This window comes from Muribaculum intestinale (assembly GCF_002201515.1).
In the GTDB taxonomy this organism is placed as follows: Bacteria; Bacteroidota; Bacteroidia; order Bacteroidales; family Muribaculaceae; genus Muribaculum; species Muribaculum intestinale.
This window is the reverse complement of sequence record NZ_CP021421.1, coordinates 43,447-56,093: the sequence shown is the minus strand read 5'-3', so window position 1 is coordinate 56,093 and position 12,647 is coordinate 43,447. Positions and strand designations below refer to the sequence as shown.

The 12,647-nt window shown below is 45.3% G+C and carries 12 protein-coding genes and 1 pseudogene; 5 read left to right on the top strand and 8 right to left on the bottom strand.

Annotation, left to right across the window (positions count from 1 at the left end):
* Nucleotides 1-23: 23 nt before the first annotated feature.
* A complete protein-coding gene (gene istA, locus ADH68_RS00235) occupies nt 24-1,625 on the bottom strand; it encodes an IS21 family transposase (protein WP_068959738.1) in 1,602 nt (533 codons plus the stop codon).
* 229 nt (nt 1,626-1,854) lie between these two features.
* Here istA and ADH68_RS00230 point away from each other — a divergent pair, with 229 nt between their 5' ends.
* Complete coding sequence (locus ADH68_RS00230) at nt 1,855-2,097, top strand: PcfJ domain-containing protein (protein ID WP_068960287.1); 243 nt, start codon at nt 1,855-1,857, stop codon at nt 2,095-2,097.
* Nucleotides 2,098-2,224: 127 nt separating this feature from the next.
* Here ADH68_RS00230 and ADH68_RS00225 read toward each other — a convergent pair whose 3' ends face one another.
* Genes ADH68_RS00225 through ADH68_RS00210 form a run of 4 tightly spaced genes read right to left on the bottom strand, consistent with a single transcriptional unit; the run spans nt 2,225 to nt 5,155 of the window.
* Nucleotides 2,225-3,382 (bottom strand): hypothetical protein, encoded by a 1,158-nt coding sequence (locus tag ADH68_RS00225; protein WP_068960288.1) that lies wholly within the window; start codon nt 3,380-3,382, stop codon nt 2,225-2,227.
* The gene (locus ADH68_RS14180) at nt 3,379-3,609 is read right to left on the bottom strand and encodes an HAD domain-containing protein (RefSeq protein ID WP_133165753.1); all 231 of its coding nucleotides are present in this window, start codon (nt 3,607-3,609) and stop codon (nt 3,379-3,381) included. The genes ADH68_RS00225 and ADH68_RS14180 overlap by 4 nt, the downstream gene beginning before the upstream one ends.
* A gap of 32 nt (nt 3,610-3,641) precedes the next feature.
* Nucleotides 3,642-3,857: an HAD domain-containing protein gene (locus ADH68_RS14175; protein WP_068960290.1), complete on the bottom strand. Its 216-nt coding sequence runs from the start codon at nt 3,855-3,857 to the stop codon at nt 3,642-3,644.
* Entirely contained in the window at nt 3,854-5,155 is a 1,302-nt protein-coding gene (locus ADH68_RS00210) for a radical SAM protein (protein WP_084273959.1), read from the bottom strand. Before ADH68_RS00210 ends, ADH68_RS14175 begins: the two co-directional genes overlap by 4 nt.
* A 235-nt stretch (nt 5,156-5,390) precedes the next feature.
* On the opposite strand from ADH68_RS00210, the gene ADH68_RS00205 reads away from it, so the two are divergent.
* The gene (locus ADH68_RS00205; protein WP_068960292.1) at nt 5,391-6,155 is read left to right on the top strand and encodes an IS5 family transposase; all 765 of its coding nucleotides are present in this window, start codon (nt 5,391-5,393) and stop codon (nt 6,153-6,155) included.
* Here the strand turns inward: ADH68_RS00205 and ADH68_RS00200 are convergent.
* Both ADH68_RS00200 and ADH68_RS00195 read right to left on the bottom strand, forming a co-directional pair.
* Nucleotides 6,142-6,810, bottom strand: coding sequence for a radical SAM protein (locus ADH68_RS00200; RefSeq protein ID WP_068960293.1), 669 nt, complete (start codon nt 6,808-6,810; stop codon nt 6,142-6,144). The two genes, ADH68_RS00205 and ADH68_RS00200, sit on opposite strands and share 14 nt — an antisense overlap.
* Before the next feature lie 108 nt (nt 6,811-6,918).
* The gene (locus ADH68_RS00195; protein WP_068960294.1) at nt 6,919-7,419 is read right to left on the bottom strand and encodes a hypothetical protein; all 501 of its coding nucleotides are present in this window, start codon (nt 7,417-7,419) and stop codon (nt 6,919-6,921) included.
* A gap of 125 nt (nt 7,420-7,544) precedes the next feature.
* Here ADH68_RS00195 and ADH68_RS00190 point away from each other — a divergent pair, with 125 nt between their 5' ends.
* On the top strand, nt 7,545-8,927 hold the full coding sequence (locus ADH68_RS00190; RefSeq protein WP_068960295.1) for a transposase: 1,383 nt from the start codon (nt 7,545-7,547) through the stop codon (nt 8,925-8,927).
* A gap of 648 nt (nt 8,928-9,575) precedes the next feature.
* Here ADH68_RS00190 and ADH68_RS00185 read toward each other — a convergent pair.
* A pseudogene (locus ADH68_RS00185) lies at nt 9,576-9,932 on the bottom strand (A1S_2505 family phage non-structural protein); the annotation flags it as partial.
* Nucleotides 9,933-10,213: 281 nt separating this feature from the next.
* Here ADH68_RS00185 and ADH68_RS00180 point away from each other — a divergent pair.
* Entirely contained in the window at nt 10,214-10,948 is a 735-nt protein-coding gene (locus tag ADH68_RS00180) for a tyrosine-type recombinase/integrase (RefSeq protein WP_084273960.1), read from the top strand.
* Between the two features lie 165 nt (nt 10,949-11,113).
* Nucleotides 11,114-12,631 (top strand): ATP-binding protein, encoded by a 1,518-nt coding sequence (locus tag ADH68_RS00175; RefSeq protein WP_068960298.1) that lies wholly within the window; start codon nt 11,114-11,116, stop codon nt 12,629-12,631.
* Nucleotides 12,632-12,647 lie beyond the last annotated feature (16 nt).

Sequence of the window (12,647 nt, the reverse complement as noted above, 5' to 3'; positions counted from 1 at the left end):
TTGGTTGTTTTTTGGGGGGGTATTCAGTCTGCCTGCGATGCGCGGGTATATTCCATAAATGATGAAAGCATGTCAAGGGTATGGCTTGCCGAACTTTCTATTTCAGCCTGTTGCGGGTCGGGAACGTTCGTTGCCGCGATATCGGCGGTTGACTGCATATGTCCTTCCGCCGAGATCATCTGAGCCTGTATCTGTTCAGATGAGAGGCGCTGGAGCCCGCGGGACGAAAGACTTGTGGCGGCACGGACGATGTCAGTGTATGCCAGATTGTTGTCGCGGGTGAACACAAGCAGTTCTATGAAGCTTCGCGGAGACTCGCGGAAGTGTTCGCGGTAAAGCGCCGCCACCGACGGATGTACCTGTTGCAGAGCCACAGACCGCCCCAGAGCGGCCGGTTTGCGCAGGAATGTACCCAGATAATGCATCAGGTCGATGACCCAGTCGCCGGAGCGTCGGCTTCGGGCATGATTGGCCACCTTGTCGCGTCCGTAAAGCACCACGATGCGCTCGGAATACAGCTTTACCGCCACCTGCGAGCCCACCAGACGGTCGGGCACAGAGTAGTGCACTCCGTCAACGGTTATCGTTGAATACTTTCCGACGCGGTACAGCCGCTGCTCGAAGCAGCCGATGTCACCGTGGTCCAACGGACGTAGCGCCGCCAGATCGGCCTGTATGCGCAGGCGTTTTTCTTCCGCCGACATGTTGGACGCCTCTGTGTTGAGCCTGTCGCAGACTGCCGCCAGATGCGTCTGCGCGGCATCCAGGGAGTCAAACCGGACCTCGAACGAGAATGCACGACGCCGGATATATTCCACCGAACGTTCCACCTTGCCTTTTTCCCATCCCGAGCGAGGGTTGCAGAAATGGGGTGTGAAACAGTAGTGTACCTCCATGCGCAGCAGCGCATCCGTGTGCTCGCGGTCGCGCCCGAGGAACTTCTTTACGGCGGTACGCATGTTGTCATAGGCCATCACGCGCGGGGTGCCCCCCAACTCCCGGAAGCAGTTGCGGTGGGCTTCCATAAGAGCCAGGGTATCTTCGCGCGAAAACAGATATGCCTTGCGCATATTGCTGTGGTCGAGGGTGAATACCGCCATGTGAAGGCGAGTCCTGACTCCACCGATCCACAGGGTAAGCACGCCCCAGTCGAACTCGCAACGGAATCCAGGCTCATAGTCCTGACGGATATATGCCTTTGCAGGCTTTTCTTGCGACTTCGGCGCTGCCTCCAGCGCACGGACATACTGACATACTGTGGAATAGGCGATACGCACGCCATCGTCCTGAAGACGTCGCCACATATCGAGCTTGCGCATCTGCTGCTTGTGCAATCCGGCAGCGACGTTCTCCCGGTTGCGGGCGATAAAACCATCGATGCGACGGCGGACATCATCGGTCACAACACGCCTGACGCGTCCGCTGCTGTCATACTTCGGCCTGGTCAGCAGATAATCGTCAACCTCCCGCTCTGTCGGTGACGGGCCGGCCTCTCTCTCGAACTCGCGCAGATACTTGCGCACGGTCTTGCGGCTCATGCCGTTGCGGCGCGCTATCTCGCGGATGCTCATCCCCTCGCGGCGATGAGACAGAATAATGGATGTTTTTTCCTCCATGTGTAGCATTTTGTGGAATCGTTGATGTCGTTCTTTCTAATCAACGATATCCGGTTGAACTTACCCATGGGGTGGGTCCCTTTTCAATTGCTCTACCTGGGTCCCTTTTCAAATGTTAGATGCAGCATTTTGTGGAATCGTTGATGTCGTTCTTTCTAATCAACGATATCCGGTTGAACTTACCCATGGGGTGGGTCCCTTTTCAATTGCTCTACCTGGGTCCCTTTTCAAATGTTAGATGCAACACATCTGCGTAGGTTCGTCCGGCTACTACCTCAAAGAAGATACGCTTGTGTTCACCGCCACAATGGGAGGCAGAACAATCGCCACAGTAGAAATCTCGCTCAAAGACTTCTCAATCATCCAATGCCGGGCATTTGCCAACGGAGTCTGCGAATATGCAGAGCAGATAGCCGGTATCATCAACGCCAACAAGAAGATGATAGCAGAAAGAACTGAAAGTCGACGAGTTTCCGCTTAAGATAACAATGACGAGTCAAAAAGAGCATAGCCAATGCCATATCAACGATGAAGGTGGCGGAGCATAAGACCTCCGTCACCTTCATTTTGCCCAAAATTTCGGCCGCCAAAAGGCGGCGTTGTGTTCATTACCTTTTCCTAACATTTGTTCGCATTGCAAGTGTGATTGCTTCTCCAACTAATGCTATGTCTCCAAGAAGATAATTACGCTTATCATTCCATTTGATTGTATGTCCCGCGATTTCAGCCGTTCTCAATAGTGATTTCCGAAAGATTGTGTCACTGAAATAGGTAGCAGAACCAATGGCGAAGGCTGTACCGCTGGGGCTAAGATTGAGGATTATCGGCCCGGCATCTATATCCATACCAAGCCAACAAGTCCTGTCGTGATACTCTTTGATACCGGAAGCTGGAAGACTTTGACAAAAATGAGTTTTCAGCCTCTCATATTGTTCTTTAGCGAATGTTGAGTCTATCTTCGTCAGATAGTAGCAATTGAGAGCGGAGTATGAACCCTTTATCGGTGCCTCGATTTGCCCGTTGTTGTCAAGGAATGAAACGAGAAGTCCAGTTTTGGCATCAATCCACTCAGATTTCGCCCTGTTTATCCAACCCGTGACCGTTGAAGAATATTTGCCGTTGTTAAGAGCTGAGTAATCAGAAAGAGCAACAATAGCCACCATCATATCCGGGACATAAACAGGTTCGTCAGGATAAGTGGGGATATTCAGGATTGGTGATTTCAGTATGCGTCGATTCATTGTTTCACAAATAGAGTCATGCAACTGATTGTATTTTGTATTGCCACCAATTCTTCTGTAGTTACCAATCATCCAAGCCAAATGGCTCAGATAAGATACATGACTATCCTCCCCATCTAAAGATTCAAGAGGATCTTCGCCCCATCGTAGTTTATCATATAATCTTAGCTCCGACGACTTGACAATCTGTATCAAACTGTCAATGGTTGTGATAGATTCTTCTTTTGTTTCCGGGTATAGTCCAGCCAAATTTGATAATGCCTCCGTCTGCATCGAGCATGAATACAATGCCCATTCACCCTGAAACTGTAATCCTATACCACTCGGCATTTCGCTGAGCAGTTTGCGTGGCTCAACCATTATCTTACTGACAAGAAAATTCTTACGCTGGAGCAAATCATTCTTTTCCTTATCAAAAGAGCCATTGCCCCAGCACGACCACGCCACCCATATAACTTTGACAAGAAGTAGCGATAATACTGTAATAAAGAATATCTTATGTTGAAGAATGAAATTGCGTATCATTGTTTAAGGTTTTGTTTGTTGATGATGTCTATAGCCTGCTGAGCGATATTCTCATTAAGTCCATAGAATGGATTTACAACCACTAATTTATCAAGTTGGTCAGTATTGAAATTAGCTATATCGAGGTCATCAATTATCACATAATTGCAATCCTCCTTACACTCGTTCAGCCAACGTGCTATCTCGTCACCTCTGTGGTTGCTGACATTTGGTGTTGTGTCTATCATAAAGCTCGGCATTCCCCTCTGTCGCCACATCTTCAATAAATCCTTATATGAGTCGATATATTCCAATCAGAAGTAACGACAATGTCTGCCCCGGTTGCCACTATTATATGTTTCAGATTCTCGATGCACTTTGGGTCGAATACCGGACGCCCTTTCTCATCGCATTCCGACATACCATTACGTACAAGATACATATCATATGATGCCGTATCCATAACTCCATCAAAGTCAAGAAATATGATATTCATACAGTACCTAAAGAATAGAATAGCGATAAGATAGCTCCATAATGACGAAATCCTGTTTTTGTCAGTTGAAGTCGGTCTCCTGAAATTGTTGCCAATTTCTCGTCAATCAAGAAGTGCAATATATGATTATAACGTGTGGCAAAATCCTCCCCGAATAGACTTTTGGCACCCGAAAGGGAAAATCCTCCTGAATAACCGGATATTGCAATGAACTTGTTTAGCAATTCATTTGACGGCAAATCATAATAAGCGATTGACTCATAAGAATGATTATCAATTAGTTTGCCGGTTGATTCATTTTTGCCCATGTTATAAGAGACACCATATTCAGACATACTCTGTGCAGAAATTCCGAACCCCTTGTATTGCCAGCCGTCAAACATACGATGTCGGAGGTAAGATGACAATCCCATATCATGAGCATCACGACTAAAAGTGTTGCGGCCAAATTCGCCGTAATACTCAAGGCGAATCAAGCCTTCGTAAAGTTCGCAATATTGCGTAAAGCACGTGTCATTATCAGTTTTATAGGGAGCGTTAAGCTGGTTCGTCCGGAACTCATAAACGGTGACTTGCTCCGGATTAAGCATCCGAATAACTTCAATATCTTTTCGGATATTCTCCACTGTCTGTCCCGGCAAGCCATACATTAAATCAAGGTTGATTTTTGATATGCCAAGTCGATGCCATTCTTCTATTGCCTCCGCCATCTCTTTGCTTGAAATAGTATTTCGATGCAACGGGTTAAGCACCTTGTCTGATGTAGATTGCACACCGAGGGATAATCGCTTTATCCTAGCTTTGGCTATCAAACGGCTCTTATGATAGCCTTGATAATCTGAGGCCATAGAATCGAATGTCCCTTCAATGCTTGGCTCAAATCTATCAGTCACCATTCTCTCTCCGATAAAGTGCTTATACCATATCATCAACTCTGAAAATACCTCAGGATCCAATGCTGTCGGAGTTCCGCCTCCGATGTCGAAGCCATAAAACTTCCATTCAGGGTATTTTTCGACAAATCGTTCAATGTCTCTGATTAAAGTCGCGATATAGTTGCGCTGTTTTTCAGTGTCCGGCACACACATCTTTGTGTATTCGCAGAAAGAGCAAATCTGACGGCAGAAAGGGATGTGTAAGTAAAACGCAATAGGTTTTGAGGCATCAAACGACAAAGTGCCAGACGTTGAGTATTTAGCCCAATCACCAGGCGATAATGGATATGACGTATTGAACAATGGATTGTTCTTCCGTTGTTCAAACAAACGCTGTATATCAGTATATGATGTTGTCATCATGAAACCCTTGTCTTAAATATTGTCCGTCATACAGCAGTGAGGATTCGCAATAGTTCGGATTGGAGTAATTCCGCATATACACCTCCAAAATCCTTCCATTGTGATTATACAGATAGTTACTACGAGGGTGTTTCATAACAACTGTTAAGATAGTCCATCAAAAAAATGCCTCTGCTAAAGGAGAGGACATTTCTAAATTGTTTATTTGTTGACAATTATAAGAAAGGATTTAGAAATGTACACCTCTGATTTAACAGAAGCACAGAAAGCTTTCATAAAAGAAACAATTCCAATGGATAATTGGACGAGCAAATATGATTTTTTCCTTGTCTTTGATGCCATTCTATATGTGGACAAGACCGGCTGTCAATGGCGTAATCTACCTCATGACTTTCCGGCATGGCAGACCGTATATTACTATTTCCGTGCATGGAGTGCCATCGGCGAGTTCAAGAATCTGCTTGACAGCCTTGTCGCAGAAGTGCGATTTCAGGAAGGTCAGACACCGGAACCAAGTGTTGCGGTTGTAGACGCTCAAAGTGTGCGGGCTGCCTCATATCCCTCACCGAAAGGTTTTGACGGCAACAAGAAAGTCAAGGGAATAAAACGGCAGATTGCAGTTGACGAGAATGGGCATCTGCTTGATGTAAAGACAACTACCGCTAACATACATGACTCCAAAGGCGGTTTGATGCTTCTGGCTTTACTTACCGCCTCGCACCCGGTCATCAAGAAGATTCTTGCAGACAGAGGCTATCGCGGAGATTTGATTGAACTTGTGAGAAATACCTTTGGCATGAACGTGGAAATCACTTTGTCTGGTTCTTCTGACGGGAAGTTTATCCCGGCAAAGGGCAGATGGGTTGCGGAGCGCTCTATCTCATGGCTTGACAACTTCCGACGTTTATGCAGAAATTATGAGGATACATTGGAGGTCGCACGACAGATGGTCATCATAGCAGGTGTGGCAATGCTCTTGAACAGGCTTACAGCAAATTAACAATCGTTATGAAACACCCTCTACATTTACAGTCTGCACCACGATTGCGTGACTCAGTAAAATATAAGTGAGGAATGTTTGTAAAGTTTATTTCATCGAAATCAACATAATGCTTCTTACAATAATCATTGACTTTCATTAAAGCGACGAAGCCAAGTCGAGGTAACCTCAATGCGATAGCAAACTTCATCATATTCTCAACTTCGGCAGGTTTATCGATGAAACCTCGAATCAGATTGCAGCTGGCATTAACTCTCTCCAAATCTATATCCTCAAACTCTAATGCCTTTTCCGAAATAGAAACGCCATATATCTCTGATAACTTATCACGGTCATAATGATGTAATGACATAGATATTGAGTCCCAACGAGGTTGACGCATCATATCTTGCGAGGCAGGAACAAGTCCGTTCGTGTTCAGATGTAAATGAATATTAAGATACTGTTCTGTGCTGGCTGTCGCAAGGATTTGATTCACTATTTCAGAGGCCACAGAGGGTTCTCCTCCGGTTATATTGATGCGATTTATAATTATGTCTTTTTCCCTTAGTTCATCAATAACCTCCCACAACTTAACATGATTAAATGCTTCGATATTTTTATGGCAACCACCGTTTGAGCAGAACGCACAACGAGCATTGCAGCAATCCGTCATTTAACGAAGACATTTACTGCCTTTGGAATAGGTTGTGGTTGACAATGTCCATGAGCACAACTCATAGATTTCAACTGTATGTGCTTGTCGAAAATCACTGCACACATTTTATTCTGATAGTACCGATTTCAGATGAGAAACAGCTTTCGATAATAAACTCCGCGAATGTTCATCAATCCGGTTCCACTCAAAATTACTATCCTCAGGATCTTGGAACACTTTGTATGTGCAAGATAATTCCTTCAGTTGATTAGACACCGCAATAAATTTATTTTTCAATCTTATGTCCAAATTTGATTCAATAATAGCAACATGTACATTTAGTCCCAACGCATTTAGTTTCCGGCAGAGAAATGGTGCGACATGAGACGTTCCGTAATCTCCGAAATCAGCAACACAGAAGCCAACGTTATCACGAACAGCATTATCCTTGACGAATTTAAGTATAATCGGCTCAAATACCTCAATCATTTGCTCATACAATTCATGGTATGCCCCAGCTCCTCGATTGGTACAATCTGCGATATTAAGCCATAGCCCATCCTCGGACGATTCAATTAGTAAAGATTTATATGCTTCATCTTCGTTTTCACGGATGATTTGAGCCATTAACTTAGGGATATTCAGTTAATGGCTAACTGATTATTTGGCAGAGTTATAGATATTTTGTAACTTTACAAAGAACCCCCGATGAACCCATCACGGGCTTATTCGGGGGTAATTCTTAAAAATAAATGTTCGTGAAGTTACGAAAAATATCTGAGATTACGGCCACGTTGCCGTTTACCGAGTTCGATTTTATGCAAAAATATCGCGAGAGTTTTGCCGTAAGCGAGCTCGGGCGCATCCATGCGCAACTGCCATTGAAGGAGCTGGCAGAGAAAATCCGCTCGCATTTTCCCAAAACGCATCCTCAAGGCAACACGCCGATGTTCCCGCCGGAGGGAGAGGTTGCGCTGATGTTCCTCAAACCATATACCGGACAATCGGATGACGGCCTGATCGAGATGCTCAACGGCAACATACACATGCAGATGTTCTGCGGGGTGCTCATAGATCCCGCCAAGCCCATAAAGAACGGCAAGATAGTCATTGCTATCCGTCAGCGCATAGCCGGAGTTCTGGACATCAGAGAACTGCAGAAAATCCTGTATGGCAAATGGGGCGGCTCGCTGAGAAACAAGGATTTGTGTCTGACCGATGCCACCTGCTACGAGAGCCATCTGCGGTTCCCGACAGATGTAAAACTGTTGTGGGAATGCTGCGAGTGGCTTCAATCTCTAATTGCAAAGACCTGCAAGGCGCAGAAGGAACGGCTGCCGCGCAACAAGTATCGTGATATTGACCGCGCCAGACTCACCTATGCCAAGCATCGCAAACACAGCAGGGCGGCCACTGTCAAACTCCGCCGTCGATTGCTCGGCTTGCTTTCCAAACAGATAGGGCAATGGAACAGAATCTGCAAGATACACACCGTTGACATCGCGCTCACCGCCGAGCAAAGCAAGCGTCTCTTCGCTCTTAAAGAGGTGTATCGACAGCAGAGAGCGCTTGCTCAGAAAAAGGAGGTGAAGAAACGCATCGTCAGCATAGACCGTCCGTACATCCGGCCCATCGTCAGAGGCAAGGAGAACAAGCGAGTGGAGTTCGGAGCCAAGGTCAACAACATCCAGATTGATGGAATATCATTCATCGAGCATCATTCCTTCGAAGCCTTCAACGAGGGCGTGAGATTACAGGAGTGTATTGAATATCAACAGGAATTGACCGGAGTCAAAGTCGCCAAAGTCGGAGCTGACACCATCTATGCCAACAACGACAACCGGCGGTACTGTACCGAAAACGGCATAACGACATGTTTTGTCCGCAAAGGCCCGAAGCCAAAGGATGAAAACACCGACATAAGCACAGCCCGACGAATAATCGGGACACTGCGCTCTACCGCCATGGAGGGCAGCTTCGGAAACCAGAAACAGCACTACGGTGTCAGCCGGATTGCTGCACGCAACTCCCGCAGCGAGACGCTGCTGCTCTTTTTCGGCATCCACATGGCAAATGCCGCAACGCTTGCCGCCCGACAACTCGCCATCGAAGAAAAGAAGAAACAGCGAGCGTGAAAAATCATACTGTCACCTCACCTCCGAAACATATCGGAGGCGAATCAGTGTATTCCTATCTGTCCGAAATGTCATATTTTATGCGCCGAGAATTGAAAATTTGCCCTCATAATCAAAACAGCACCGCCATAGGGCGACCACGCTCCATTTTCAGCTTGAAAAATCAAGCCATTAACTGAATATCCCTAAATAATCGCAGTTAGGCCCACAATGAGAGAAGTGAGTGATTCCGGAACGATTAACATCATAGAGGATTTCCTCGGAAGAACGATACTTGCGGAAGCGGTTTAGGTAGACTATGATATTGAAGAGCTTCTCTCTGCAATAGGAATCATACGCTTTATCCATCTCACTACTATAAGAAGGGAATTCAAAAAGATGTTTATTCAAAGCATCAACATCAAGTCGGCCATTCTTAAACATATCCTCTTCATGGAGAATATTCCAAAAGATGCGTACCGCAATGAAGGCTACGTCATCACCATTCCGTTTGAACCTCTCAAAATATTGGTTTAAAAATGATATAACCTCGTCAGGAGATCTGAATTTGACTTCATTGTTCCGCGCAATCACTAAATCTGCAAAAGTCCTTGTGACCCCGTGAGAATGACGCAATAGATCTTCCTTTGGTGCCTCTTCATTGTCTTTACCGATGATATCCACAAATTCTTTGGGGAGGCGGATGTTTGGAAATATCAGAGCCTCTTTGAACAAGGGGGCGATTTCATTCAACTTAAAACCAGCAATGCCACACCCTATTTTAGTTACATAAAACGTAAGAGCCTTCTCATATTTTGCAAATTCAATGAATCTGTCAACGTATGGCTTAATAGTATCGATCCCTCCCTGCATTGTCAGAATAGCATACGAATTGCCTTGGAGACCCACACCTTGCCCCCATACTGCGCCAAAACGATTAAAGGCGACTCTTGCGGCACCACCCGCATGATGTCCGGCAAGATTACTACCAAACACGAAAATATCTCTTCGGCCCAGAGTCGAAATTTTCTCAGGCGTATATTTAGTGTCAAGAGAGTTGTCACATACTCCGGGGGCATGATTTTTATCTTTATTTTCCGAAGATACATTATTTTTCATCTGTCTATTATTTCTTGATTTGAATGAATCAAATATTCCCATAGTGATTTTCGGGACTAAAATTAGTCAAAGATAATCTTTCCTTTTGAATATCCGTAGTTTGATTCAATTATTAAAACTACTTTTTCGGAAAATGATGCCCATTCATGGCAATATCGGGTTTCGACACAGATTTCTGAGTCTTTGATTTGGTAAATATCTCACTCGAATTGGAAGATGGGTCGTTGATATGGCACTGCAAGAATTATTTCCTGTTCAGCTACTATTGCGCCGGGATCCGTGCCGCCGACCTGATTCAGCTCCGTTGGCGTAACGTCACTGAGAATGGTAGGTTGCACTACCAAATGGGCAAGAACCACAAAGACCGAGACCTTTTGCTTGTTGATCAGGCCTTGGATATACTTCGGTATTATCATAATGATGATATCAATCCGGATGATTATATCTTCCCCTTGCTTGACAATGATGCCCCGTTTGCAAAATTTGTCACTCAAGCTGATAAGGACAGAATGAAGCCAGAGTTACGTCACCAGCTTTACCAACAGATTTCAGCCAAGAACGCCCTCATAAATAAGTATCTGAAAAAGATTGCGGAGAAGGCAGAAATCACAACGAATCTTACTATGCACATCAGCCGTCATGCTTTTGCCCACATTGCACAGGAGGCAGGCGCCGAAAGTTCTGCCATAAAGAATATCCTCGGGCATAGTAACCTCGCCACTACCGAACGATATATGGGAAGCTTTGACACCTCCAAAACCGACAACACCCTGCGAACTCTGTTCAAAAAGAAGGCAGCGCCCAAGCATACACAGCAAGAAGAAGCAGATGTTGCAATGACGAAAGAGGAGCAGGCCATCCAATTACTAAAGGGTATGACCCCGGAACAAATCATGGCTGTGATTTCAGCAATAAACAAATAATTTTATTCGCGAGTTGGCAAATAGCGCATGTCGAGCCTTGGCTCGGTGCGCGATTTCGAAGGAAATTTGACCAACCGACAAATAAAACGTGATTGTCCCACTGGCTTTAACAGGTTGTGCAATCCGCGAATTATCACTAACTTTGCAACATAAATATACTTAGATATGCCTCTGACAAAAGATGAAATACGGTCGCTTTTAAGCGATATTGAGAATGAGCGCGTGGAACGTACGTTATCCACCGACAACACCAAGAAAATGTCGGAGGCTATCTGCTCATTTGCCAATGACATCCGCAACACGAAGAAGCCGGGCTATTTTCTTATCGGTGCTGATGATAATGGGAATCTCGACGGGCAGACTTTCACTGATGAGCAGCTGCGTTCATACGCAGGACTTCGTAATTCCGGAACGCTTCTCCCTCCACCGGCGATGATGGTCTACAAAGAGACGTTTCCTGATGGCGAAGTTGCGGTTATTGAAGTTCAGCCAAGCGAAGACACCCCGGTCAGATATAAAGGCGTGATCTGGATTAGGATAGGAGCGAGGAAAGCGGAAGCGAACACGGAGGAGGAACGCATCCTGACCGAAAAAGGACAGATACATAGTTCTTCTTTCGATGGTAGCCCATGCCGCGAGGCTACAATTGACAACATTGATGTCGAACTGTTCAAGAATGAATATCTGCCTAAAGCTGTCTCTCCGGCAACATTGGCCAAGGATAAACGCACGCCTATTCAGCAGATGGCATCGTTGCGACTTTTCGACACACGGTTTAATTGCCCGACCTACGCCGGGATACTTCTGCTCGGCCACGATCCTCAATATTTCATTCCCGGCGCATACATTCAGTATGTTAAGTTTGCCGGGACTAACCGTGCAACAAAGGTCCTGAAAGAAAACCGCTTCAAGGGCAATCTTATTTCGATGTTGAAGGAACTGGAATATTTCATCAAGTATTCAATCGAGAACAAGCGACCAGAGTTTGTCAGTGTGCTACGCGAGGAACCACGTATCAATTATCCGTGGGAAGCAATTCGTGAGCTCGCCATGAATGCCGTGATGCACCGCGCCTATAACGGCAACAATTCCCCGATAAAATTCTACGAGTATAGCGACCGCATAGAGATTGACAATCCGGGCAACTTATATGGCAAAGTTAACTTGGAGAACTTCCCCAATGAAACCGACTATCGCAACCCCAACATAGCTGAGATAATGATGAATCTCGGTTATGTCAACCGTTTCGGCAGCGGTGTAAATACCGTTTCGGCACTTCTTGAAGAGAACAAAAGTAATCCTGCCGAGTTCCTTCTCGGTGATTATACCACATTCAAAGTGGTTGTCCAAAACGCCGATGTCATAGAAAATGGCACCGATGTCATAGAAAAAAAGCCTACTGTCATAGTAAATACAGCAGAAAGTGGTACCAATGTCACTAATGATGTCACTAATGATGTCACCAATGATGTCACCAATAATGTCATCAATGATACTGATATCCGTAAAGAGGTGGTTATTGAATTGATGAGAAAAAATAAGCGGGTTAGTGTGACTCAAATCGCTAAGGAATTAAATGTTACACGAAGAACAATATTTAGAATCATTGATGTGTTGAAATCGGAAAACCGTATCAAACGTGTTGGAGATTTAAAGTCCGGCACATGGGAAGTCATTGAATAAATATGATAATTGACAA